The following is a 26,498-nucleotide window of genomic DNA, read 5'->3' on the forward strand; positions in this document are numbered from 1 at the left end:
GCGCGCAAGTGTTTCGGTCGCTTCACGCGACCGAACGATATCCTCTTCGGGCTTTGCGACGCCGGAGCTCCAAGCAGGCATCGTGCGCGGCTGCTGGATCCGGAAACCACTGCTCCAGGCTGCGCCCTGATGTCCCTATCCGACCCCACTGGCGCTCAAGGCACCACTCACCGAACAAACCCCGTCGAACCGAAAGCGAATAAAACCGCCGCATGTTTTTCGACGGGTCGATGCGTCGGAGATCAACATCGAGAGGAAACAAGTCGAGCTGACCGCCGGTTGAAGGCTCCGCCACAACCTCAACTCCGCTAAATGTGAAAACCCATCTGAGAACACAACCTGACATACGCGAATCCGTCGAACAAGACGGAACCCGCCGAATGCACTGAACAAACCCCCGCCGGAGGCTTCTCCTTCTTCCCCCCGGAAACGACACGAACCAAAACGAACGGCCTGAACCAATTCTTCGAACAACCCTCCGAACAAAGAAAAAGGCCGCCCCGAAGAGCGGCCTCCTGTCGCGGCCCTTAGTCCGGATGCGACCAACAGGATCAACACCCGCTGTTCTGGCAGAGGGCGTACCCGTGCCAGTTCTGGCTTCCCGCACACTGCTCGGAGTGACAGGGAGCATCCGGACGCGCCGTGATCAACACGGTGTTGACGTGCCCGCCGAAGCGCCACGGGCACTGGCTGTAGTCGTTCTGGTAGACCTTCTCCATCGGGATTTCGACGCTCCAGACGCGGCACTCGCCGTTGCGCTCGGCGCCGGCGTCGTAGGTCGAATCCGTGTTCCAGTCAGGCGCGCAGTGGAAATTCCAGCCATCCCAGTAGAGCTTCTGCGTGGTCCAGTCGCACGTCGGAAGGTTGCGGTTGCAGTACACCACGTTGTCGTAGGACACGCAGACCTTGCCGTACTCCTTCGCCACGATCGACGGGTCACTCTCTCCCATCAGAGGCTGCGGCATGTCGCACTGCACCTGTCCGCCCCACACGCGGCACCAGTTGCCGTCCCACAGCCGGCCGACCTCCGGGTCGGTTTCGTAGAGCACCGGCTGGTTCAGGTCGCACCGCACCTGGGCGCCCCAGGCCCGGCACCACTGACCGTGCACCATGTAGTCGACCTCGGGGTCCACCTCGTTGACGCAGGTCCAGCCGTTGTTCACCCACTGGAGCTTCTGGGCCGATCCGCACGAGCTCGGGGTGGGGAACGAGTTGAATGCGGGCGGATTGTCCGCCGCCGCCGAATAGCCCGGCGCGCTGTAATTGCTTCCCGTGGAATCCGTGGCCGGCCGATTCTCCTGGGCTGACACCGGGCTGAGCCCGACCACCACAACCAGCCCGATGCTCAGAATAACGGCCAGCCGCCTCATGAGACGACCCACGATGTGCTGATCCGAGGCTTTCAAGTGCTGCATGCTGCTCATCGAATTCTCCCGATCAAAAGCGTTTCCGCACCCTTCGATCGTCCGGATCCGTTGGATGAGGACACGGCGGCTCTCGTGCGAGCCGGCGCGAAGTGCCAATTTGCCGCTGGCCATGATCGGCCAGCTTTGTCGCTTTATAAAGAGGCAGATTTCAGTTTTTCGCAAGCTGCTGGGCCCGCATCTCGGATGCCAACTGCTCGATGACGCTCACTTGGCCCTGCTCCGTCAACACCTGGCCGTCTTCTTCCGCGCGTGCGATCCGCGCCTCCAACTCCCGCTTCGCACTGCCGGCCGGGAAGCGCCAGGCAAGGAGTTCACGAGCCTGCGACGGCCCGATCGCCTCGTAGAGGATCTGGCGGAGCGCGGCATCCTCCGACGTCGTCGAGTGTGCCCACAACTCGATCGGCCCCAGGGTGAGGAAGAGCTTTTGCGCGATTGTGCCGGTTTTCAGCTTGAAGACCGCATAGATGGGTGCGCCTTTTTCGGTCGGCCCGTTCAACTGCCTGCGCAAAACCTCCTGAGCCACTTTGTTTAACCCGAACGCTTCGGTGGCCAGCTTCACTGCATGCTCGGAAGACGCATTGCAGATAAAGGCAGACGTTGCCATTGAGATAATCGTATCGTCGAAGTCGTTCAGCATTTGAGAGGCGAGGGCAATCTGAACGTTGTGCTTCCGCCCTTCGCGAATATCTTGGTGTACCTGATTGAGGATGGCTTCCAGGCCGCCAGTCCGGTGGAATTCATCCATGCAAATGCGTTTCGGCATCTGCCGGTTCGAGCGGGCACGCCGGACGTGGTGCTCCCGGTAGTGCGCCGGAAGGAACCCTTTGCGGATCATGCTCAGTATCTCTTCCTCGTCCAGGAAGAAGTCCCGAGCCATGGCATGGCGAGCGAGCATGTACATGATCGACGTCTGACGCTCCGAGTCAGGGCCGCCGGCGCGCACGGTCACTTCCGCCAGATCGAGCGCAACAACGCTCGCCTCTCCCACCTCAAACCGTGTCGGCTGACTGAGGATCGGGTAGTCTCGGACAATCTCCGAAACCGTCCGCTGAAACCGCCGAACCAGGGTCTCGCCGGTGTCCTCCTCGACTTCTTCATAGAGCGTTCGGATCTGCTCCTGCTGGGAGGCCGTCACGATGTCGGAAAGGGTCGGCACCGCTCTGCGATGTGCCAGTTCGGCGGGCCGCAACCGGTCATGGGCCATCAGATGGTCCACGACCTCCCACCAGATTGTCTCGTCGCGCACCTGAAAACCTGTATCGACGAGGGCCTCGTCGACTTCCGGTAAGTCGCCAGGGATGAATGGGGCAGGCCGCTCTTTGTCGGAGCTCAACTCGAACATTCGGTCCACGGCCGTCGAGATCAGCCCCATCATCGCCGAGGAGGGCGCCTTCCCGCCCGAAGAGCAAAGGATGGCGAGAAAGTTGGTGATGAACTGACGTTCCGTCGACGTGGGCCGCCTCGCGCCGAGCTGTGTGTCGAACGGGTTGATCGCGTTCGACACGTCCATGCGCATCTTGCGATAGACCACCTCGTGATGCCGGCTTGCGGGCAGCGCCCCTTGCAAGAGGGAAATCAGCCCGGATGAGGATGGGCCGATGTCGATGATCGCAATTCGAGGCAACCTCATCCCACCGCCGGAGGCCCCCACCGTCCTGCGGAGCGCGCTGGCGAAATTGATCGCGTTCATGGTGACCGACTTGCCGGCGCCTGGTGTCCCCACAAAAAGGTCGACCCAGGTCGTCTGTTCGCTCGAACCCGGTTCATACGGCCAAAGCTTCCCGTCTTCCGTCCTGAACAGCACGGAGCCCCCCTTCCAGGGCGACGCCTGCCTCGAGAAAGGACACAGGGCGAGCGCATCGCTTAGCGGAGCCGCTGCCACCGGCGCCGTCGATTCCGGTGCGATGCCTGCAGTCGATGACATGACGGCGGCAAGTGGATCACCCACGACACCGTCCGTCTTTGCATTGCCCCATCGGTCCACGCCGCGGCGGACAATCGAAACCGCGCGCCGCAGCTCATCGTAGTGCCCGTTCGGTGCCCAAGCGGCAAAGCTCGCCCGGAAGCGCACGACGACGTCGTCTCGCCCGTCGATGTTCCGAAGTTCGTCGAAGGCCTCGCGGAGCCGTCTGTTCCGGGTCGGAGACGTGAAAGTGAGGACTTTCGCGTACTGCTCCTTGATCGCGTGTGCCTGTAGTCCTCCGGCTTCAATCATGAATGACGCGCGCCAGCTGACACGTTCCGCTGCTGCGTTGATCGACGCCACCAGCCGATCGAAAGGTGTCAGCACCTCCGGCGCCACCACCATGTCGAACCCGCTGAAAAGGGTATCTCCGATCCGCACGGTCTGGCTGTCGATGATTTCGGCGTCTTCGCTGGCCAGCTGGATGTCGAATGTGGGCGCCTGGAGATTGGAGAAGTCCAGCGCGCTCAGCTCGGCGATGCTGTCCGGCGCCGCGCGAATGCGGCTGGGCTTCCCATCTGTGCGTTTCAGCCTGTCAGCTCGCCAGCCGGGGATAAGCGGTGTCCAGGCATTCTTGTGGGGGGCGGTCGCCGGATAGAGCGAAGCTCGGATCTCCTGCAGCGCCTCCTCCACGTTCAGAATACGGACGCTCTGGTCGCGCTTGCTGAAATCGGTCGCAACCGCATCGACGAGTGACACATGGCGCGCATAGACGCCGTCCATCGCCTTGTTGGGGAGGGCGCTCCGCGCCATCGGGGGCAGCGCCCTGATGGTTTCTGAGATACGCCGAACCTCGATTGTGGTTTCATCTTTCGTCAGCACGATCGGACGCGTGAAGATCGCGACCAGACAGCTCTCTCCGACCAGCCATTTCGGCAGATGCCGTCGACGCTCCCGCATGATGTCGGACACGTCGAGCCCAAGCCGTTCAGCTTCCCGCTGGCTGCGACCGACGATCCGATCCAACAAGAGCTCCGCCGCGGCGGGATCACGTGTGAATGTGATCTCAAACACATGCCCGGGATGAGAGAGGTAGGGCGAGAGACTGATGCGGATGTTTTCGATCAGCTCCGCCAGGTCCTCCTCTCCCATTTGCCGATAGGATCCGTCCAGGTACAGGAGGCTCATCAGCGAGCCGTCTTTCAGGACCAGAGAGTGCTCCAGCTCGTAGGTTTCCACGCGGATGAAATCCTGGACCGCCTCTCGCGTGAAGGAGCCCAGCAGGGACGCAAACGTGTCGAGTATGCCCATGGGCGCTGCCTCACTCCTCCCCGGCAAACAGCTGTTTCACGAAGGCGTCGCGTTTGGCCTCCGACATGTCAGCCAGTTCGTCCAGCCGCCACAGGATCGCCCGGTGATGACCGCACATTGCTTCGGCCAGAAGGGCCAGTTCGCTGGCGCCACCCCAACGGGACGCGAGCTCTGCCGTCCGCACGCCCCGTCCGGTTATCTCCGCAATGAGGGCCAGCGGCGGCAACAGGCCCTGACCCAGAGCCGCGCCGATAATCGCTTCGGCCGCTTCCGGTTCATTTGGCACCCTCACGAGGACCGATCCGAGATAGGCGCTCACGACATCGCCACCCGCCGCCGCGATGATTTCGGCCGCCGGAGCAAGTGCCATCCGATCGCAGGCCATCAACCAGACAGCCGCAAACGGGATCCCGGCCGCATGCGCCCGGCCACGCCGAAGACAAGCCGCCGTCAAGTTCTCGGCCGCGAGGCCAGCGCTCCATGAATAGGCGAGCGGCGAGTGCGCCGACGAGGGACCCACCCATCCTTCGAACACCTCACCGAGCACGCTACGATCGTCCCAGTGGCTGCAGACCACAGCATCGGTCACCCGGAGGTCCCCGAGGCCCTGCAGTATCTCCGCTTCCTCGAGGGTGAGCCAAGATCTCCGGTCCCCATTCGGCCGCCGGGTCCACGGTCTGATCGCGGCCGCAATTCCAGCGCGGCGCGGCGTGAAGTCGACTTTGAGCAGGGCAGGGCGGTTGCTCCTGCGCAGAAGAGGAAGCGGATCCGAGTCCTGCAGATGTTTGTCCTCCAAGCGCTGCCAAGCCCCTGCGCCCGCCGGCACGCGCTGACTTGCCAGCCAGGCGTGATAGCTGAAGCGTGGAAAGGTGAAGCGCCAGGCGCGCTGGGGACCGCTGTTGATCGTGCAGCCGGCCAGAGCGGCGTCGGCGGAAATCTTGGTGAGAGCAGAAATGGTGCCGACGCCGTTGTCGCCGGCACCGTCCAAGAGATCATTCAGGACTCCGGATAGCGTCTTGTTCACCCGCGGCAGCTGAACCGGCATCGCCTTTCGGTTTGTTGCCTTCCGCCACGCTGCGGCTGCGCTGAGGGATTGATCGGCAACCCGGTGGAGCAGTCGAACGAGTTGCGCCTGCGCCTTCGCGCTCGGGCGGCACTCGATTCCCCATTCGTCGAAGATTTCCTTGGTCAGGATCCGATAGAAGCGATCATCGCGAAAGGCGCCGCCGAAGCCGCGGTGCCTGAGGTGCTCGTAGGGAAGATTGGTGACCCAACACCAGCCGCTTGGCAGACCGGACGGCGGACCAGCCCCGTCAATGGCCGTGTCGCCATAGGCCGCGCACCACACCGTCCGCTCGCGGTTCTCGACGAACAGGCCGATGCGCGGCCCGTTGGGCCCCTGGCGAGAGCGAGACGCTTCTTCGTCAACCGCATCGTCCGTGAGTGGACGGGTCGCCAGGGACAGATCCGACTGCGCGGCCATCACCGGACCCCTTCTGCTTTTGCCGCCCTCGTGGCAAGTTCGGTCTGCACCGTGAGTGCCTCGGCCCCAAATCGTCTGCTCATCGCCCAGAGGTCCTTCAAGTTCACCTCGGCAAACGGACCGCCGGAAGCGACAAGCCGCTCGGCAATCTCCTCCTTGACGTTGACTGACCGCCCCGCTCGCCAGACCAGTATGTTTTCTGTGGGCCAGTATCGAAGTTCGCGTCTCAGAAGATCGGAGAGCTGCGTTTCCCGCTCGGCCGGAAGCTCTCGGCGCGCCGAGAAAAGAACCTCGATGAAGGCTTCAGCAAAGGGCCCATCAGGTTCCAAGCCGAGCATCTCTTCTGCAAGAGACTGGCGCTCTTCGATGGCTATGGAGAAATGATCGTAGATGTCACGCATCTGATCCGATTCCGGCGCCAGCGTGGACGTGGCCAAGTGCGCCCAGGCCAGGCGATTGACCTCATGCTGTTCCAGCTCGGGAAACCAGATCGGCGTGAAGCGCTCTTCGGCCGCGGCTGCGCCCGGGTGCCGCCCAAGGTGGCAGTATGAGCAAATCGCTTTCAGGTTGGTCGGCGATGAATCGGTGTGTTGTCCGGAGAGGTGGTCGATCTCCATTGCGCCTGGAATCCGAATACTGCAGGCGTGGCAGGTCCAATCATCCCGGTCCAGGACTTGGCGAAACTGGCGACCCTGTCGGCCGGCCAGGACCGCATGGGCGTAGACGCCCAGGATCGCCTGGGCCATCTCGTCGGGTGTTCTCCCGAAATGAAAACCGGTCGGAAGCTGAGGTCGTGGAGCCAAACCGTCGAGCTCGCTGTCGCTCGACGGTTTGGTGCCCCGGCCGATCCTAGCGCGATCAGCCAAGCCGACTAGGCGCCGCAGATCCATGCCGGATCACTGCAGTGCGCGCAGCTGACCGTCGATCGAAGTCTGTTGGGCGTCGCCAAAGATCGTCGAAATGCCGACACCGAGGACTTCGGGAATCGCGATGAGGCAGGCTGCCACAGCCACCATCACGATCGCCGATGACAGCTTCGCGTTCGGATCGTTCGGGTTCTGGCTGTGGGCGCGGAATTTCATGGTACCGAGAATGGCGAAAACGACGCCGAGCAGGAACGACGTGCCGGCGATTGCGTCCGACACCGGCCCGAGCGTGTTGGACTGGATGTTCTTGGCAATGTCGCCCAGGGTCTGGTTCTGCGCCATTGCGACCGTGGGCGCCGTCAGCACCATCGCAACCGCCGCACCCAGCGACCGGAAGCTGACCTTCATCTTGACAAACATCGATGTCTCCTCGTGTGTCCGATCGCGTGCCCCTTATCGCAGAGTGCACCCCGGAACTCTATGCGAAAAACACAATACCACCTGTTAGCCTCAAATCGCTACAGAAGGCTACCTACCTCGTCACGAGGTTTTCCATGGCCCCGATGAAAAGCGGGGCATTGATCGCCAGTATCCCTGCAATCACAAAGGTCAGACCTGGCGCGACCGAACGCACCTGGGATGTGCCGGTGCTTGCTGCATTCAAGAGAAACAAGCCACGTATGAACCCGATCACGCCGACGAACTGGACAACGGTGACAATCGCAATGAGAGCGTCGCGTGCCGGGCCCGTGTCGAAGAGCGACGTGGACTCGGGGGCGTACTGAAAAATCGCCTGCGGACTTTCAAATTCCGCACTGCCGAATACGGTCGCCAACCCCACCTGGACGGTGGTCGGCAGCGCGATGAAGCTCACACCAATGGCAAATCGCACCAGGTGAGGCCCATAGCCGCCTTGCCCGGGTCCAAGCGCCTCGCGTCGAGCAGCTCCGCGAATGGCCATGATCACGAACAGCAGGCCGATCACATAGCAGGACCCGACGATCAGGGCTTCGAAGTCTGGAATGATCTCGACGACATTTTGGAGGATGCCGAGCAGGTCGCTCATCCCGGGCTCCTTCGGCTATGGAACAAAGACGGAGCCATTTTCCATGATCACGAGTTTTCCGCCACCCTGGGCGGTCCGGATGGCGAGCACCTCCCCGTACTCCGCGACGAAGTCGCCGACTTTTACGGTGCGGTATCGGTTGTTGGCATCCGATTGGATGTGAAATGGCTTACGCTCCGACCGGATTGGCTCCTGCGTGACCCGAGCCGGTCGAGACGCTCTGGCAACGTGCGGTTCCGGGCGTTGTTGGGGAACCGGCGTCGAGGCAAGGATGTCACGTACCGATTGGGTCCCCGTCGACGCCGCGGGCGCTCCAACCGGTAAGCCCGTGTCGGGATGGCGTAGGGCAGGAATGCCACCTGCATTGTTGGCGGCCATGCGCGCGATGATGCCGACGTCGGCGGTCAGATTGTCGATCCTGGATTCCACCCGAGACAGGATATCCGAGGCCACGTCTTCGACCGTGGAGGCCGGATCGTAGGAATCGATCCGGGCGACGTCGCTCAGGAGAGCCACTACCTCGCCACCGAGAACCTCGACCGTCGACTGCAGCGCCGCCACCTCCGGCAGGACTGCTGCCACACCGTCAGCTCGCGCATTCGCTCGCGTCGCCCGCAGCTCGGCCGTTTCCACCCGTTTGGTGAGGTCACGGAGCTGAGCTTCAAGCTCGGCGATCCGCCGCTCCGCCTGCTCAAGGGTCGCCCGGGCTTCGTCGGGAGAGGCAGGCTCCGCGCCTCGGCTTTGCGCCACACCCTCCAGTAGCTCGAACCGGGCCGGAAAACCATCCTGCTGAGATGCCGGCTGGCCCGAAGGAGCGGCTTTTGCTGGAAGAGACGGACCAGCATCCGAACCTGTCGAAGCCGAGGTCTGGAGCGGCGGGTGTTCCGGGCTCGGCCGGCTGTCGGTCGCGCCAGCTACGGGGGACCGCGCAGGCGCCGGTGTCGCCGGGACGTCATGCCGAACGGCTCGCGACTGGGCCGGCGAGCGGCCCTCACCGAGAAATTCCGGTGTTGGAATTTGGAGGCCGGTGGCCGCGAGACCGTCGACGCGCCTGGGCTCAGGGCGAGACGCTTGCGGTGGCGGAGCGGATTGTTCCGACACCGGCGGCGCGTCGGCGGTGGTGCTGACCGCCTCCGGCGTTGATTGCCACGGACCCGACCGGGACTGTCCCGCCTCGGAGGTGCGTATGACAGGTTCGTCGGCCGCCGCTTTGATGTCCTCCGGCGGCGCCCGGTCGGTCCGTGGCGGGCCTGATGTAACCGGCTGGGCGGCTCGATCCGCTGTTGCGGTGACGGGCATCCGCTCTGTCTGCTCCGGCCCATCGCCGAAAATCGACGCAATGAGCGTCCGCCCGTCGCCATAAAGGAGATAGGCACCGACCCCGATCACCAAGATCACGAGCAAGAATGCCTGTACCAGCGATCGGGATATGCGCCGGCGCGCGCCGCCGGCAGACCCTGCACCCGCCGATCCGCGTGGCTCTTCGCCAATCGGGCTGTCGTCGTCGTCGGAAGCTCGCGCGCCCTCGTCCTCTTCGCTCAGATCATCGTACCCTTGTCCGAAGCCGGCCTCTAGAGTGGATCCGAGCGGCCCCTCTTCCGGATCATCGTCGACATCGTCGAACTCGAAGGCGTCCTCGTCCGACAAATCGGGGCTCCCGATGAAGGAGTCGTCGGGCTCGTCCGTCGGGCGGATATCTTCAGGAAGGGCGGAGGGATCGAAGAAGCCGTCATCGTCCGGCTCCTCTGGTCCGGGGGCAAGGGGTTCCTCCGCGAGAGGCTCAGCTTCGGCGGGCGTATCGGACTGGCCCCACCCGAGGGCGGGACCTTCAGATCCGGCTTCGATCTCGCCTTGGTCCTCAAGATCCGCTGTCGGTCCGTCGAACTCATCCATGATCGAGGGATCGAAAAAGCCGACGGCTTCGTCATCCGCATCATCGACGGTGGACGAAAAGATCGCTTCCCCCGGAGACGGTTCGGGCCGATCGGGTGTCTCGGTTTCACGTTCGGGCACGCCATCGGCCAACGGCGGCTCGTCTGCGGCTTCGACGGAAGATGTGCTGGTCTCTGGGGGCAGGTCCTCTCCGAACAGCACGTCGTTGCCGACCTCGCTTGACGCAGTATCTTCCATCTGCGTGGGTTCGCCGTCGGACGGGTCTGGCGTCGGCTCGGAGTCACTCTGCGGTGCCTCGTCGTCGGAAAATGGATCCCTGAACGCCGATGCGCTCCCGTCCATTGGCGGCACGCTCCCAGATGCCGGCAGCCCGGGCGCACCCGGAACCTCTTGCACATCCGTCTCGGCGTGAACCGTCTGTTCGGGGGCGCCTTCAGCAGTCGCCAGGATATCGAGGGCTTGGACCGCCCGGTCGAGTGACCGTTCAGCCTTGTATCCCGTCATGAACGGGCGCTTGCCCTCGAAGCCCTTGGTGACCGCGGGTTGGATGTGTTCGGTCTGGCCGTGAAAAGGCTCGTCGTCGTGCACGATGACCTCACTCTCTACCGGGTTTCACTGCGCTCAACGGGCTGAACGAATAGTGTGGCGACGGGCCAGCCAGCTTCCAGCTTGACGAGCGGGCCAGCCGGCGTGGCACTGCGAATGTCCTCGGCGATCACCGAGCCGACTTCGCCAAGGCCAGCGAAAAGCGCGTTCTCGAGGTCTGGCGCGTCGGTCGAGATGACGGCGCTGTCTCCGATCGCGACGATGGACGATCCAACTTCAGACGCCGTTTCGCCGAAGCCGGCGATGAACGCGGCAGCCAGCAGCGGGCCGTATCTTTGCAGCAAGCGATGGTCTACATCGCTGGCAATGGCGGTTTCCGCGGATCGCCCATCAACGGCGTAAGCGTTCGCGCTGAGCGTCTCACCGTCTGCCAGGGTGATAGACCCGAATTGGATGACCATCCGATTGGTTCGTTCGGCAACTTCGAACCGACCGATTAGGCGCGCTCCCTTGAAGGCACCGACGGTAATCTCGACGACGACCGGTGCCCCCGGACCATCCGATGTGGTGGTTGTGACCGCTTCTCCATAGAGAATGGTGCCGGCGGGAATGATCACCGCTCCCGTTGACCCGTCGGCCGCCTCGGCGGCGGTGCCTGGTGTCCCGCTCTCCGGGGCCCCGCCAGCCTCCGGAGCATCTTCTTCCTCGATCAAGACAGCGGTTCGGGATGTCGTTGGGGTCCATGCACCAATGATCGAACTCGCTTGCTGTGCGATCAGATTGGTCCATGGGTTGACTGCGGGGGCTGAGGGTTCGGATGGCGCGGTTCGCTGCGGCCCAGACTGTTCCTCTACCGACCGCTGCCGCGGACGCGGTCCGCGAATTGTCGGGTTTGACTGCACCAACGGCGGTGGGACGGCATCGTCTTCGGGCATCGCCGTGACCCATGGCGTGATCTCCGACCGCTTCGGCGGGTCGAGCGGGGTGGCGATCGTCTCCGGGGTGGCAACGAAGGATTCTCTATTGCGTTGCGCTGTCTCGGAATTCGCGTCGTTGGCTTGCTCGAGTGTGCGCTGGTACTGCTGGCTTTCCGCCTGGCGCGCGCCTCCCGGCGTCGTATCCAGCGCGGGCATGCGCGACAGACGGGACTGACGCAGCACGTCACTCCCTGAGAAATAAACGAGGCCACCGATCGCCGCCACGATCGCAACCGCGAAGATGACCAGCCGGGTCGATCCGCTCAGTCGACCGGCCTTCTTGGGGCGCCCTTTCGGCTCGCCGGTGCCGGCTTCGGGCGCGGCGCTGCCAATGGGATCCTCGGAATCAGGGGAGGTCGAATTGGTGCTCATGGGAGCTCCACTCGGGCTCGGGTCGGGCGACCATTTTCACTGAACAGGACGACACGGGCGGGGGCCAGTCGATAAACACGCACCCCGTCGGGTCCGGACAAGGACCCTGTCCACCGGGGCGACAGCAGCGCATGTCGCGACCGGAGGAATAGGTCGCCGTCGTAAAGCCAGCCTGTCGCTTGGATACCGCTGATGTCGACGGCTCGCGCGCCCTGCGGCATGTCAACGCCCGCCACGGCCGCCAGCAACGTGGAATCGCCAGGACGTGGACCGGCGCTGGCGACGGACGTGGGGGTCGGCTCGGCGTTCGGCCCCATGGCCATGACCTGTATGTCGTGACGGTAGTGTGCTCGATCCCGGGTGATGCTGACCGTCATCGATATCGGTGTGGGTTCGCCTTCAAGAGCGACGACGAGGTTTGTCCATCCCACGCGAGAGAGTGGCGTGACGGTCAGTGAGTTTGATTTTTCTCCGAGCTGCAGGACCTGAAAGTCACGGCCATTGCCGACAACGTACTGCCGGATCGGCCACTGCCGCCCGGTCGCGTCGAAGACGCTGATCACGGAGGCGATGCCGGGCACCACGTTGAGTGTGGGAGGCGGTGCACCTGGCTCCAGCGACACCAGGTCGGCGTCCACGACGGCGTTTGGCAACGGCCGTTCCTGAATGGCTTCCTGGCTTTCGTCGTAGATTTCCTTGAGTTTGCGGATCATCTCCGGCGTCATCGGAAACAGCTGTTGGACCGCTTCGTTGAAGCCATCCGCTCGCTCCGGTGACATCTCATGACCGGAGCTGAGTGCCGTGCTCCTGCCGCTGCCGGAAATCTCCGAAAGCGAGGGTATCGAAGCGCCCCGCGGCAGCGGTCGCAAAGCACCCGGCGGTGTGGGCGCAGCGATCGTCTGGCCTGAGCCGTCGCTTTCGCCGGCGGAAAGCGGCGCAGACGCGCCGCCGCCGAGTTCTGCCTGCGCTGATCCGCTTGCCTCGGCACCCCGTGGTCGCGGGATTGCGTTGGTCGACGACGACGGGGGCGGTGCAGAAAGAGAGGAAAGATCAGGTGATTGGGCCTGGGCGGTCGGAACGCCGATCGGCTGCAATGCCGCGAGGAGCACGATCGCCGGGAGATGGGAGATTTTCATCGTCAGCTTCCCCGATTGGCGTTGACGTTGATGCGCACGACGCCGACGCCATTCGGCGTCTCATAGGTCTGCAGCCGTCGGATCAGGAGCTCCACGAGCAGATCTTGGCGGGCTGTCTCCGAAGACGACTCGTACGTAACCGTGACGGGGATCTGCAGGCGCCAGGAGTATTGGCCGTTCAAAGAGCCCGAATTGATGATGGACGCCCCGTTCGCCACGGCCGTAGCGACCATTCGATTGGCGACGATGTACTTAAGCGTTCCCGACTTTTCCAAAGCCGTAAGGAAGTTGTCCCACCCCTCCGGATGTTGAAAATAGGGCTCAGCCGCTTTCAGATCTCGTCTGTAATTCGCAAAATCGATGGTGAGCGCGGCAGTGACGGCCTCGGCCGCGAATGCTGTGATCTGGGCACTGGTCAGCATCGGCTGATCCAGCGGCACCAACGGCAGGATTCTGCCGTTGGTCTGGGTCGCGAAGTAGCGCGGCTCCGGTTTGTTGGTCACGACGAAGATGGTGACGACGATCGCGATCGCGGCAGCAACGGACGCCGCGGCAGCCGCCAGAACCATCCGCCGAAAGCCGGTCGCGTAGGTTTCATGGCGCAAAAGCGCGGACTCTGATGCGCCATACCGATTGGGTCGTGACATCGTTCAGATGCCTTCCAGGTTCTGTTTTTCGCAAACCGATGGCGCGTCCAGTCCGGGAAACAGCGTCGCCAGCGGAATATAGATACCTCTGTTGGTCACGCCTTCGAAGCGAACGGGGCTTTCGACCACCCGCGCACCGGGCGCTTGCAACAGGACTGCATCATAGGTGCCCGTGTAGGATGTGTCTGCCAACAACTCGCGCACACGAGGCCAATTGCGGTGGATTATGAGGCCAGGCGGCGCACCCTCCATGCCGCCCAGTGCCGCCTCGCGCCTGTGCAAACGCAGCCCGTAGGGCTTGATCGCCGCCTCGGCGACCGTCTCGGGGTATGGATGCTCGTCCTGCTCCGAGAGCCCCGCAACGCGCCGCACGAGGGCGCTGATTGTTGCATATGAGGACTGCCCGGACGCGTCTACCCGCACCGACGTCGCGAGGATTGTGTTCAGGAGGTCGACGTGATCCTGATGTTCGGCTGCCGCCGCTGCCGCATCGACGATTGATCTCGTGACGCCCTGTTCGGCGAGCCACTTTGCGGCATCCGCCGCTGACGACAAGGTTCCATCCTGGGTCACGAGCCAATAGCCGGCGGCGAGGGTGCCGTAGACATCTGCAATGCGCCGTGCCAGGCCCTCCCGCGACAACGCTTCGATAATGGCCTTCTGTGTCTGCTTGAGCGCCGGGGAACGCTGAACGACCCGGGCCAGGAAGCGGCGCGAGAACTCACCGGACGCGAGGAGCTCTTCTGCAGGAGAGGCTATCCGGGCCTCGAACTGAGAGTAGGGCAGGGGAGGTCCCAGAGACACGCGGGCAAATCGTGTCACATCGGCGGTTTTTCGCAGCTGGGGAACAATCGAAGTGAAAAGAAAGCAGGCGTTGACAAAGTAGGTACCGTCGCCCTGCACCACTCTCGAACCGCGACTAGCCGCGGCCGTCCGCACCAGGTTGAGGATCGCTTCCCACCGCTGCCGCGACTGCTTTCCATCCGACTCGGCCTCGTCGAACGAAACCGGGATGGAACTGGCGTGCAAGTTCCGCCTGAGCCCCGGTTCCGTCGTCGTGGAATCGACCGAGAATAGATAGCGCCCGAGGACGGGTTTGATGATGTTGGACAGGATCCAGCTTTTGCCGGCGCCGGACGGGCCGTCGAGCCAGAGATGTGGTCGCCAGGACAACAGGCCGCACAGCGGAGCAACCGCCAACCAGCCGACGAGCACCATCACCGAAAGTGCCTCAGTGTCCCGGCGCCACGCCAGCGACCGAACGACGTCGATGTACGTGCAAAGGTCGGGATCATCGGCGGAGAATGCGTTTTCGAAGTCGGGATGGCCGAAGTCGTGGGCCCGCGTGTAGACGTTTTCGCCGGTCATTTCGAACAGGGACACGTTCTGGCCGACACCTTCGACCCACAACTTGGAACCGCTGTTGAACACGACGCGACCGCCGTCCATGCGGGCGCCGTGCCTCATCTCGCGAAACCCGTCCCAAACACCTGCGCTTCGGCAGGCCTCAAGAATGGCGTTGACGCTGCGGTCCCAGTCGACCGGAGAGCGCTGACTCTTATCGGCAGGAAACAAAGCCTGCCAATCGTCATAGGAGACGAAAGACATCAGCGCCTGCCGGGTCAACTGCTGAGGCGATACAATGCTGATCTGTCCGGTGGCTCTCGGGAGGAGGTAGAAGCGGCCGCCGTCGTAACCCAGGGCTCGAATGTGCTGGGTCATCAGCTCCTGATCAGCCGACGGCGCCGGATGATCGCGGTCCATGTCGAGGTCGGGTTCGGCCTCGTCGGCACTGGGATCGTCGGGTTGATCCACCTGCTGCAGACCATTCGAGGCATCGCCGTCGGCCCGGCCCTCATCGTCCGCCATGTCGGCGCCGTAGAGACGGCCGACCGGATCTCCATCAGCCGAAAGAGGTACGACCGCCTCGGTTCCGACACTTGATCGGAGCAGGTCGAGCACATCGTCTGCCGTCCAGCCCTCATCTTTGGCATCGGCGACGTCCCAACCGTCGGAAACGCCTTCGGGAGGTGTCACAAACAGAGGGACGATCGAAAGTGGCGCGCTCCGCTTCTCTGCCGCCCGTTCCAAGCCGGCCAGAAATCCGGAGCAGAATTGAGCTTGCCGATCGATCGGGGCCCGGCCGTTCCGCCCTGGCAGGAGGCGGTCCGCGTCCGGCCAGGCCACGATTGGGATTGGGGATGCGCGCACCTGGGCCAACCGCTCGAGCGGATCGGCCAATGTGGCCCAATCCATCATCGACACTGCGTTGAGGCCGCCGCAAGGAGAGAGGACCAGCCAGCGCGCTTCCTCTTGCTGATCGAGCAAAAATTGTCCGGCTTCTTGCGCTTTTTCGCCTTCGACCACCAAGAGCCCGTCGATGTGGTCTCCCGCCCTCGCGGCGGATCCGACATTGTGGGCGCCGTAGATGGGACGCGGGCCCTCGGGGAATCCGCGCATCACCCACCGGGCGCTTGGTGGCATCTCACCGTCTGCGGGCGCGATTGCCGGCTCTTGAGCAGGATCACACCAGGTCACCTGCAGGAAGGTTTTGCCCGCTTGTCTGTCAATCCTCAGGACGTAGCCCATAGGCCGGCCATCCGGATCGCGATACGCGTATACCGCACTCGGATAGACCGTTGTTTCACGGGGCAACCGTGTTCCGAGGATACGCCAGGCTGTTGCGCGCCCAGATGCGTCGACTAGCGGGGGGGCACCTTGCGGGGGGTAGATGAAAGGCCGGGGAGACGGCGGACGCTCCAGGACGGGCTTCCGCTTTCGGGACGATGCCGGCGGTGAGCGTCCTTGCTCGAGAACTCGGCGAAGCGAGTCTGGGGGCTGTACCCCGGCAAAGTCGGCCGCGTACCGAACAGCCTCGGTGAACTTCAGTCCTTCATGGTCGACCAGGAATTTGAAGACGTCGCCGGACGCGCCACAGCCGAAGCAGTGATAGTAGCCTTCGTGGTCGCGCACGTTGAAGGAAGGCGTCTTCTCATCGTGAAACGGACAAAGCCCCTTAGCACCGGAGCCGCTGTTCGGCAAAAACCTTGTGCCGGCGACTTTGGCAATCAGTGCGGTCAACGAGGTTCGGCTCTTGATGTCGGCCAGGAAAAATTCCCAGTCTGCCTCTATGTTCGCTTTGTTTGCCACGGCCGACACAGCTGATCCTCGAACTTGTGGCTACACAGGCAACGGGATGTGCACGGTAATCCAAGCCCCACCGTCACTGTCGGACCGATCAGATGCGCAAGCCTTACAGAGCCGATTGTGAATACCTTCGCTGACGAACTGGGTCCCGCAACACATGCAGCGCCGGCGTGTCCGACCGGTCCGCGGCTTATGCATCCCCTCTGGGTCGGGGTCGCTGGTGTTGCGCTTGGTGAGCCCGAGCCGAGAGGCTCGCACCGATACAGCGCTCGTGGAGCAGTTGAGCAGGACAGCGATTTCGTCCTTGGAGAAGCCAAGGTCCCAATACCGGATCAGGGCGCCGTCGAGATCCTGTTTCACGTCCGATCCGGTTGAGGATGTGTCTGGCATACGATTTTCCCCTAGTCCGTCGCCGCCGCGCTCCCCACGCTGCGACGTCGAATTGCACCAGGATTCCAAAGTTTCTGCGAAAAATGCAAGTGCAAATCAGGCTTGTAGGCGTGAATTGAACCACGCTCCAGTCGTGTAGGGGTATTGCGGCGGGTGGCTTGTTACAGCGCTCGGATCCTCCGTTTGAGATGCTAAGCCATTGAGGCAAAACGCCGATCGGTCCAGCTCCCCAGTCGGTTCGTGACGGCTGTAACACCGTGTAACAGCCCAGGTAACGCCGCCAAGCCTCTGAAGAATAGAGCCTAATCGGTCGTATCCGGGTCCGCTGTTACGGCGTTACCGATTTTGGGAATCCGCCTTACTGCATGCCCGTGCGCGCGGGGGCGCGTGATAGAATCTAGGATGGGTAACAGCGTAACAATCTATTCAATAATCTAAAAAAAGAGAGAGAAGAGAACGGGTTGGCCTTGTTACGCCGCGCGTTACATCCCGTTACGCCGGGCCGAAAATTGTAACAGGGGGCTTGGTGGAACGATCGTCGGCGGGGCTACAAAATGTGGGCAAATTTCGCTCGGAGAGCCACTAGATGTGGGGAATAATTCCGCAGTTTTCTCAGTTTTTGGCTTGTGAAAAGCACTATATGTGGTATTCTCAACATCATGTTGTTGCGGAAGGGATGAGCCCAATGCGAGAGGACACCGCGGTCGATCTGCACGAGATTGATCATGATGCTTGGGGAAAGGTGTTCGACACGTCCTGCCGGATGCCGGCAGCCGCGAGCCATCCGCGTGCGTACGGGCTCGCGTCTGACGAAATCAGCCAGGCTCTGTTCGATGGAATTGCCAAACAGACCAGGGTTTGGAAAGACGTGACCCTGCTGGGACCGTATGGCAAGCGCCGCTCGATCAGCAGGCCGGAAGCGATGCGGGTGCTCGAGATCCTCACCATGTTCGATCGGGCGGCGTGGCTCGGCTATGGAGCGTTGCGGCGGGGTGCCGCGGGCTGGATCGAGCTGGACGATCGGAAGCGGCCGAGTATCCCTGCAATGACGGCCTCGGCGATTTCCGAGCTTGGACGCCTCCCTCTTCAGCGGGCCGTTGTCCTGGGGTACTTCCTTGCTGGTGCGGGCGGTGTCGTGGGCCGGCGCGGAAAGTGCGGCGGCGTCCTGCAGCACGTATTCGCTCTTGCCCCCGGAGCGATCGACCGTCCCCAACACATGGCGGTTTTCGTTGAGCGGCCCATCTACAAGATGGCGCCTGCGCTCGATGCGGATAGGACAGCGTCGTAGGCCGACAGGGAACGGTTCCGGGTCCTCTGCGAATTTCTAATTGCGTGAAACAACCTCTGCGATATCTTCGCAGGGGTTGTTTCGTTTCTGGACCAACGCGGCCAAGTGATCCTGACGCCAAGAAGGCCGCATGAAGCTTTGCGAAAAAGGGAGAGGGTAGATGCGGATCGAGCGGCGCTACACCACGGCCGGGCAGTCACCCTACGAGGGGATCGAATTTCGTCGCTCGACCAGCGAGATCCGCAATCCGGACGGATCGGTCGTGTTCCGGCTCGCCGACATCGACGTGCCGGCGGCGTGGAGCCAGGTCGCGACCGACGTGCTGGCGCAGAAATATTTCCGCAAGGCGGGTATCCCGGCCGTCCTGAAGCGGGTCGAGGAGAACGACGTCCCGAGCTGGCTGTGGCGCTCCACGGCCGACACCGACGCGCTCGCCGCGCTGCCGGAAGCCGAACGCACCGGTCCGGAGATGGATGCGCGCCAGGTGTTCGACCGGCTGGCCGGCACCTGGACCTACTGGGGCTGGAAGGGCGGCTATTTCGACGGCGAGGACGATGCCCGCGCCTTCTTCGACGAGCTCGCCTACATGCTCGCCACCCAGAAGGTCGCGCCGAACTCGCCGCAGTGGTTCAACACCGGCCTGCACTGGGCCTACGGCATCGACGGGCCGAGCCAGGGCCACTTCTATGTCGACTACAAGAGCGGTGAGCTGACCCGCTCGCAGACGGCCTACGAGCATCCGCAGCCGCACGCCTGCTTCATCCAGTCCGTCCACGACGACCTGGTGAACGATTCCGGCATCATGGATCTCTGGGTGCGCGAGGCGCGCCTGTTCAAGTACGGCTCCGGCACCGGCTCCAACTTCTCCAAGCTGCGCGGTGATGCCGAGCCGCTTTCCGGCGGTGGCCGCTCCTCCGGCCTGATGAGCTTCCTTCGGATCGGCGACCGGGCGGCCGGCGCGATCAAGTCCGGCGGCACCACCCGGCGCGCGGCCAAGATGGTGGTGGTCGACGTAGACCATCCCGACATCGAGGCCTATGTCGACTGGAAGGTGCGCGAGGAGCAGAAGGTCGCCGCCCTCGTCACCGGTTCCAAGACGGTGAAGAAGCACCTCCAGGCCATCATGAAGGCCTGCGTGAACTGCGAAGGTCCGGGCGAGGACTGCTACCTGCCGGAGAAGAACCCCGCCCTGAAGCGCGAGATCCGCGCCGCCAAGAAGGCGATGGTGTCGGAGAACTACATCCGCCGCGTCATCCAGTTCGCGCGCCAGGGCTACACCGAGATCGAGTTTCCGACCTTCGACACCGATTGGGACTCGGAAGCCTATCTCACCGTGTCCGGCCAGAACTCCAACAACTCGGTGCGCGTGACCGACACCTTCCTGAACGCCGTCGAGCAGGACGGCGACTGGGACCTGGTGCGCCGCACCGACAAGAAGGTCGCCAAGACCATCAAGGCGCGCGACCTTTGGGAGAAGATCGGCCACGCCGCCTGGGCCTCCGCCGATCCCGGCATCCAGTTCCACACCACCATCAACGACTGGCACACCTGCCCCGCCGGCGGCGACATCCAGGCCTCCAATCCGTGCTCGGAATACATGTTCCTGGACGACACGGCCTGCAATCTCGCCTCGGCGAACCTGATGCAGTTCCTGGGCGCGGACGGCCGCTTCGAGGTGGAATCGTTCGAGCACGCGGTGAAGCTGTGGACGCTGGTGCTGGAAATCTCGGTGATGATGGCGCAGTTCCCCTCGCCGCAGATCGCCAAGCTCTCCTACGACTACCGTACCCTCGGCCTCGGCTACGCCAACATCGGCGGCCTCTTGATGACCTCCGGCATCTCCTACGATTCTGCCGAGGGCCGGGCGATCTGCGGCGCGATCACCGCGATCATGACCGGCACGGCCTACGCCACCTCCGCCGAGATCGCCCGCGATCTGGCCCCCTTCCCCGAGTTCGGCCGCAACCGGGCCGCCATGCTGCGGGTGATCCGCAACCATCGCCGCGCCGCCCACGGCCAGGGTACGGGCTACGAGGTGCTCAGGACGAGCCCGATGCCGCTCGATCATGCCTCCTGCCCCGACCGGCGGCTGGTGGACCATGCCATGCAGGCCTGGGACCGCGCGCTGGAGCTCGGCGAGCGCTACGGCTATCGCAACGCCCAGTCGACGGTGATCGCGCCGACCGGCACCATCGGCCTGGTGATGGACTGCGACACCACCGGCATCGAGCCCGACTTCGCGCTGGTGAAGTTCAAGAAGCTCGCCGGCGGCGGCTACTTCAAGATCATCAACCACGCGGTGCCGAAGGCGCTCGACGCGCTCGGTTACTCCGAGAGCGAGATTGCGGAGATCGTCACCTACGCCGTCGGTCACGGCTCGCTCAAGGACGCCCCGGCGATCAACCACGACGCCCTGAAGGCGAAGGGCTTCACCGACGAGAAGATCGCCGCCATCGAAGGCGGGCTGAAGGCGGCGTTCGACATCCGCTTCGCCTTCACCAAGTGGTCGCTCGGCGAGGCCTTCCTGACTCAGACGCTGGGGATCGCTCCGGAGAAGCTCGACGACCCGCTGTTCGATCTGCTCGCGGAGCTCGGCTTCTCCAAGGCCGGGATCGAGAAGGCGAACATCCACGTCTGCGGCGCGATGACCGTGGAAGGCGCCCCGCACCTGAAGGACGAGCACCTGCCGGTGTTCGACTGCGCCAACCCGTGCGGCCGGATCGGCAAGCGCTACCTGTCGGTGGCAAGCCACATCCGGATGATGGCGGCAGCCCAGCCGTTCATCTCCGGCGCGATCTCCAAGACCATCAACATGCCCAACGACGCCACCGTCGACGACTGCAAGGAGGCCTACATGACCTCCTGGCGGCTGGCGCTGAAGGCCAACGCGCTCTACCGCGACGGCTCCAAGCTGTCGCAGCCGCTGAACTCGCAGCTCCTCTCCGACGACGAGGACGAGGCGGAGGAGCAGGCGGAAGCCATGGCGGCGACCCAGCCGGCCCAGGCCCGCGCGGCGGTGGCCGCCGAACGGATCGTGGAGCGCATCGTTGAGCGGATTGTCGAACGGGCGGCGCATGAGCGCGAGCCGCTGCCGGACCGGCGCAAGGGCTACACCCAGAAGGCCATCGTCGGCGGCCATAAGGTCTATCTCAGGACCGGCGAGTACGACGACGGTCGCCTCGGCGAGATCTTCATCGACATGCACAAGGAAGGTGCCGCCTTCCGGGCGATGATGAACAACTTTGCCATCGCGATCTCGCTCGGCCTGCAGTACGGCGTGCCCCTGGAACGGTTCGTCGACGCCTTCACCTTCACCCGGTTCGAGCCGGCCGGCATGGTCCAGGGCAACGAGGCGATCAAGAACGCGACCTCGATCCTCGACTACGTGTTCCGCGAGCTGGCGGTCTCCTATCTTGGCCGCAACGAACTCGCCCACGTCCAGCCGGAAGACGGCGGCTCGACCACGATCGGCCGCGGCGTCGAAGGCGACAAGCCGCAGGTGGTGCCGGTCTCTCACGGCCTGGTGCGCGGCCAGACCCAGCGCTTTTCGGTAGGTCCGACAGCGCGCGCGCCGGCTGGGTTCGGCGGTGCGACTGTGATGGCGTTGCGCGGCGAGACGGAGACGGCCTACAGCCGCGACGTCGAGACCGACGTGGAGGTGGAGACCGACGACCTCTCGATCGAGGAGGTCCGTCGCGAAGTCGACAGTCTCGAGATCGCTCACTCGGATGGCGCGTCAGCGGGCAAGTGGCAGGCGGAGCGGGTCGCGTTTGCCCGCCTGCAGGGCTACGAGGGCGAGGCCTGCGGCGAATGCGGCAACTTCACCATGGTGCGCAACGGCACCTGCCTGAAGTGCGACACCTGCGGAAGTACTTCAGGGTGCAGCTAGCTATGCCGACCATCGAACCGGCGTCGCGCGGTTTGCGAAAAATAAAAACTTTGCGATAGTCTTGGAGCCAGTCGGAACAGCAGAGTGAGCGAGGCAGCATGAGTGATGCGGGAACACATCGGATTGCGTCGGGCGAGGCAGAGGCAAGCTGTTCGGCCTGCGGCAGCGCGCTTCGCATTGTGGGGGCCGACCAGCCGCAAAGGTTGGGGCGACCGATCCTGCAGGGCCGGATCTTTTGCAGCGAGAGCTGCGAACACTGGTTCTCAGTCACACGTCCGCGCCCGGTCGCCAACGATGTCGATTTCAACGAGCCTTTGCGCGAAAAACCAATTAGGCCAAGGCACATTGGGGAAGAGGATCCGCCCGGTGGGCGCTACCGGGTTGCTGGTCTCCTGCTCAAGATTGCAGGGACCGTGATCGTCTTTGCGATCGTGGCTTGGTGGGCATTCCCTTTGAAAGAGGGCATGTGACCTCAAGGCTCGAGCGGGCGCCGGATGCGAAAAAGGGGGGCGGAGAATGGGATTTCCTACAGAGCGAGCGATCCGGGACCCGGCGCCCTGGCAGGCCGACGGGCAAGTTCCACCGGCTACAGTCCCGCTCGACCAGTTGATCCGCGGCGACTGCCTGGACGTGCTCAGGGCGCTCCCATCTGAGTCGATTGATCTCGTATTTGCAGATCCGCCCTACAATCTGCAGCTTGGCAAAGACGGGCTATTGCGCCCGGATCGGTCAAAAGTTCTGGGCGTGGGGGAGGCGTGGGATCGCTTCTCGTCTCTTGTCGTCTACGACGATTTCACCCGGGCATGGCTCGCAGAGGCGCAGCGGGTTCTGAAGCCGTCGGGCTCACTTTGGGTGATGGGCTCCTATCACAACATCTTTCGGGTAGGCGCCATCGCGCAGGACCTTGGGCTCTGGATCCTCAATGACGTGGTGTGGGTCAAATCGAACCCGATGCCGAACTTTCAGGGCAGGCGGTTCACGAACGCGCATGAAACCCTGCTGTGGATGGGGCGTGACAAGGATTCTCGCTACACCTTCAACTACGATGCCCTGAAGGTCTTCAACGACGATCTGCAGATGAGGTCGGACTGGTACCTCTCAATCTGTGCGGGGCGGGAGCGGTTGCGCGACGAAACGGGCAAGCGGCTGCACTCGGCCCAAAAGCCCGAAGCCCTGCTGTACCGAGTGCTGCTGTCGAGCTCGAAACCGGGAGACGTTGTGCTGGATCCTTTCTCAGGCACGGGCACGACTGCAGCTGTGGCGAAGCGGCTGGGTCGGCATTGGATCGGGGTCGAGCGCGAGGCGCAGTATCATTCAGCGTCCGTCGCGAGAGTGGCGGGAGTGACGCGGCTGCCCTCCGACGCGCTCGAGACGGTGAGAGGCCGCCGTGGAGAGGCTCGCGTCACGTTCGGCCAGCTGATCGAGGCCGGCTTCGTTCGACCGGGCAGCACGCTGCATTGTCCGGCCGGTGCCAATCGGGCATCGGTCCGGTCGGATGGAAGTATCGCGTGTGGCACCCGCGTGGGATCAATTCACCAGGTCGCCGGCGCGCTAGAAGGGCGCGATCGCGCGAACGGCTGGTGCTTCTGGCGCGTCCGACGGCAGCAGGAGAGCGTGTTGCTCGATGTGCTGCGAGCTGAATATCGCGCACTTTCTGCAGGCGTGACGTCGGCCGATACCCGGCCGCGGCTGGGTTAGGCTCGCTGGACAGAGCCTTCCGCCAGAGCAAAGGCGTCCGCTTCGGTTCGGCGAGGGGTCGATCTGCGGGAAGTCCTTGAACCGCGTTGCAGCTAATCTTCGATAGTCCTCAGCGTCTCTTGTGGTAATCCTGGTCACAGCGGGGCCGGGCCGCCTGCTATGGTGAGCCTGGATCGCTCATAGGGGAACATGAGCGTCGGCGTAGGGGGACAACGGTAAGTATGGCTGAGCCACCGGAGGAATTGGGGCAGACAGACCTCGAAAAAGAGGCGATCGAGTTCGGTGAGCTACAGGACAGCGTCGCCTTTCATCTGCGGGTGGTCTACGAGGCTTGCGTAGACGATTTGCGGCCCCGTCTAAGAGATGCGCACGTAGAAGAGGAAATCGGCGGCCAAGCCGTGGAGAAGCGGGGACGTGCGAGCTCGCGAGCAGGGGGGCTCGACGTCAACCACCTCTCGTTTCTCGCCCTCATCCTGGCCAATCCGGGCATGACACAGCGAGAGCTCGGGAAAGCCGCGGTTAGGGACAAATCGTCGGTTACGATCGCCTTGAAAGAACTCGAGGAATTGGGGCTGGTCGAGCGTGTGCGCGACGCGCGGGACCGGCGCTATTATCGAAGCTATCTCTCCGACAAAGGTCGGGCGTTCTGCGACGGAACGTTCAAGAGGGTTCTGGATCAGCACAAGCGCAGGGTCGCTTCGATGTTGGGCGACGAAGAGACCGGTCAGCTCTTGGGTTTGTTGAAGCGCCTCAGGGCTGCTTTCGACGCGTCATCGATCGAGGCTCCTTCAGACAAATAACGAAAAGTCAAGAGCACGCCCGATGGTTTGTTTTCCCAAAGGGCTCAAATATGCTGGCGAGGCATCGTTTGTGAAAAAGCAAGGCCAGTGACGTCGATGGCGATGGGTACTGAAACACAGAGCGAGTTCTCCTCGGCGCGGGTGGTCCGCGGCGAGGAGCGTCGGATTTCCGGTGATCCGTTCGCTTTCGTCGGCGCGGCGCTGCAGCGCTTCGCGGCCCGGATGCCGTTCTACTTCTGGCGTCACCAGAGCGACGCCGGCCGGGCGCTCGCCAAACACTTCGGCGCGGGCGGCTCATCGGGCATCGTCGTCATACCGCCCGCCGGCGGCAAGACGGACTTGTTCCTGTCTATCTTGCAAGCGATGCGGGGGGTCGGGGCCGCGCGCGGCCGAGCGGCCGGCGACCATCGTCCTGTTGCCGACGCGGCAGCTGATCTCCCAGACCATCAAGCGGGCGCACGCGGATTTCGACCTGTCTATCGGCGCCTGGTCGGCCTCGCACGGGCGCCGGCCGCGGCTGATCACGGCGATGAGCTACGCGGCCTTTGCCGAGATGACGCTCGACGGCCGGCTGCGGCCGGAGGACGTCGACCTGATCGTGATGGACGAGGCCCACCGGGCGTTGTCTGAGCTGCGCCAGGACGTGTTCGGGCGCTACCTAGACACGACGGCGGTGATGGCGTTCACGGCGACGCCGGCGTTCGACGAGGAGAAAGCCCTGCACGTTCTGCTCGGGGCGGAGAACGAGGTCTACAAGGCGGATCCGCACGAGCTGCGCGCCGAGGGCGTTCTAGCCCCGTTCGTCAACCTGGTGCTCGACGTTACGCTTGAGGGGGACATTCCGAGCGATCCGGACGAATGGAGGCGGGTGCGCCGCCAGGCGATCGCGGATGCGGTCGTCGACCTGGTGGCGACTTACGTGCCGCCGGAGACGGGGGTGCCGCTGACGGACCGGCCAGGCCTGTACTACTGCAGCGACATCGATCAGACGCGGCAACTCGCCGAGACCTACCACGCCCGGCTCGGGACCGAAGGGCGGCGGATGGAAACGGTCTCGGGGGCCGACGAACTGTGGCGGGTGGAAGCGGCCCTGGAGGAACTCGCTCGGGGCGACGTGACGGGGATTGCCAATTGCAGGCTCCTCGAGGAAGGGACGAACGTGCCCGACGTCAAGCTGGTGATGACGATGCCGACACTGAGCGCGGTGAAGGTGGTCCAGCAGGGCGGGCGGTGCATGCGGGTGCTGCCTGAGCTCGCGCACTCCGATCCGCGCCAGGTTGCGTTCGTGATCGAGCCGGTTCTGACGATCAATGGCCGCCGGGAGAAGCGGGTGCACCTCTACCAGGTGTGGGGCGCGGAGACCGACGTGCAGCTGGCCCGGGCCCGAGCGCGTCGGATCACGGAGGTGACGCCGGCACCGCGGAGCGAAGCCGGGGTGGGCTCCGCCGTTCGTCCCACGCTGACGGTCGGCGGCCCGATCACGATCACATCGGAGATCGGGCTCGTTCAGACCTTCCTCTACGGCGAGGACCTTCTTCCGTGGGCGGGGGAGGGGGACCTCAGCCGAAAAGCGCTGGCCGACCGGCTAGGAGTCAGCGCAGGGCATGGCGTTCTCGCATCGGCCTGGGCGGCGATCGAGGAACAGCGCGCGGCCGGAGC

Annotated in this window: 18 protein-coding genes; 6 read left to right on the forward strand and 12 right to left on the reverse strand. The window is 63.7% G+C overall.

Translation table 11 applies throughout. The features are described 5' to 3' along the window. Nucleotides 1-22: 22 nt before the first annotated feature. The 12 genes from HNS03_RS18890 to HNS03_RS18945 all read right to left on the reverse strand — a co-directional run bounded on the left by HNS03_RS18890 (nt 23) and on the right by HNS03_RS18945 (nt 16,786). Nucleotides 23-631 (reverse strand): WGR domain-containing protein, encoded by a 609-nt coding sequence (locus HNS03_RS18890; protein WP_367197580.1) that lies wholly within the window; start codon nt 629-631, stop codon nt 23-25. Next, nucleotides 552-1,424, reverse strand: coding sequence for a hypothetical protein (locus HNS03_RS18895; RefSeq protein ID WP_367197582.1), 873 nt, complete (start codon nt 1,422-1,424; stop codon nt 552-554). Before HNS03_RS18895 ends, HNS03_RS18890 begins: the two co-directional genes overlap by 80 nt. Nucleotides 1,425-1,575: 151 nt before the next feature. Then, complete coding sequence (locus tag HNS03_RS18900) at nt 1,576-4,569, reverse strand: hypothetical protein (protein WP_367197583.1); 2,994 nt, start codon at nt 4,567-4,569, stop codon at nt 1,576-1,578. Between the two features lie 82 nt (nt 4,570-4,651). Continuing rightward, on the reverse strand, nt 4,652-6,124 hold the full coding sequence (locus HNS03_RS18905) for a hypothetical protein (protein ID WP_367197585.1): 1,473 nt from the start codon (nt 6,122-6,124) through the stop codon (nt 4,652-4,654). Beyond that, a complete protein-coding gene (locus HNS03_RS18910; protein ID WP_367197587.1) occupies nt 6,124-6,870 on the reverse strand; it encodes an HNH endonuclease signature motif containing protein in 747 nt (248 codons plus the stop codon). The genes HNS03_RS18905 and HNS03_RS18910 overlap by 1 nt, the downstream gene beginning before the upstream one ends. Before the next feature lie 150 nt (nt 6,871-7,020). After that, a complete protein-coding gene (locus HNS03_RS18915) occupies nt 7,021-7,410 on the reverse strand; it encodes a hypothetical protein (RefSeq protein WP_367197589.1) in 390 nt (129 codons plus the stop codon). 112 nt (nt 7,411-7,522) lie between these two features. Continuing rightward, nucleotides 7,523-8,056: a hypothetical protein gene (locus HNS03_RS18920; protein WP_367197591.1), complete on the reverse strand. Its 534-nt coding sequence runs from the start codon at nt 8,054-8,056 to the stop codon at nt 7,523-7,525. Nucleotides 8,057-8,071: 15 nt separating this feature from the next. Then, nucleotides 8,072-10,537, reverse strand: coding sequence for a hypothetical protein (locus tag HNS03_RS18925; RefSeq protein WP_367197593.1), 2,466 nt, complete (start codon nt 10,535-10,537; stop codon nt 8,072-8,074). Between the two features lie 14 nt (nt 10,538-10,551). Beyond that, the gene (locus HNS03_RS18930) at nt 10,552-11,844 is read right to left on the reverse strand and encodes a DotG/IcmE/VirB10 family protein (protein WP_367197594.1); all 1,293 of its coding nucleotides are present in this window, start codon (nt 11,842-11,844) and stop codon (nt 10,552-10,554) included. Next, a complete protein-coding gene (locus HNS03_RS18935; protein ID WP_367197595.1) occupies nt 11,841-12,980 on the reverse strand; it encodes a DotH/IcmK family type IV secretion protein in 1,140 nt (379 codons plus the stop codon). Before HNS03_RS18935 ends, HNS03_RS18930 begins: the two co-directional genes overlap by 4 nt. A gap of 2 nt (nt 12,981-12,982) precedes the next feature. Continuing rightward, nucleotides 12,983-13,627 (reverse strand): type IVB secretion system apparatus protein IcmL/DotI, encoded by a 645-nt coding sequence (locus HNS03_RS18940; RefSeq protein WP_367197596.1) that lies wholly within the window; start codon nt 13,625-13,627, stop codon nt 12,983-12,985. Nucleotides 13,628-13,630: 3 nt separating this feature from the next. Then, complete coding sequence (locus HNS03_RS18945) at nt 13,631-16,786, reverse strand: CHC2 zinc finger domain-containing protein (protein WP_367197597.1); 3,156 nt, start codon at nt 16,784-16,786, stop codon at nt 13,631-13,633. A gap of 1,063 nt (nt 16,787-17,849) precedes the next feature. Between HNS03_RS18945 and HNS03_RS18950 the strand changes: the two genes are divergently transcribed. From HNS03_RS18950 to HNS03_RS18975, 6 genes are all read left to right on the forward strand, one after another. Continuing rightward, nucleotides 17,850-18,452 (forward strand): hypothetical protein, encoded by a 603-nt coding sequence (locus HNS03_RS18950; RefSeq protein ID WP_367197598.1) that lies wholly within the window; start codon nt 17,850-17,852, stop codon nt 18,450-18,452. A gap of 160 nt (nt 18,453-18,612) precedes the next feature. Further along, a complete protein-coding gene (locus HNS03_RS18955) occupies nt 18,613-22,341 on the forward strand; it encodes a vitamin B12-dependent ribonucleotide reductase (RefSeq protein ID WP_367197599.1) in 3,729 nt (1,242 codons plus the stop codon). Between the two features lie 98 nt (nt 22,342-22,439). Further along, nucleotides 22,440-22,811 (forward strand): hypothetical protein, encoded by a 372-nt coding sequence (locus HNS03_RS18960; protein ID WP_367197600.1) that lies wholly within the window; start codon nt 22,440-22,442, stop codon nt 22,809-22,811. Nucleotides 22,812-22,857: 46 nt separating this feature from the next. Next, complete coding sequence (locus HNS03_RS18965) at nt 22,858-24,039, forward strand: site-specific DNA-methyltransferase (RefSeq protein WP_367197601.1); 1,182 nt, start codon at nt 22,858-22,860, stop codon at nt 24,037-24,039. 221 nt (nt 24,040-24,260) lie between these two features. Continuing rightward, a complete protein-coding gene (locus HNS03_RS18970) occupies nt 24,261-24,839 on the forward strand; it encodes a MarR family winged helix-turn-helix transcriptional regulator (protein ID WP_367197602.1) in 579 nt (192 codons plus the stop codon). Nucleotides 24,840-25,254: 415 nt separating this feature from the next. After that, nucleotides 25,255-26,498, forward strand: a 1,244-nt coding sequence (locus tag HNS03_RS18975; RefSeq protein WP_367197603.1) for a DEAD/DEAH box helicase, incomplete at its 3' end; no start/stop codon positions are given.

The sequence above is a fragment of the Amorphus sp. 3PC139-8 genome (genome assembly GCF_040750475.1).
Classification (GTDB): Bacteria; Pseudomonadota; Alphaproteobacteria; order Rhizobiales; family Amorphaceae; genus Amorphus.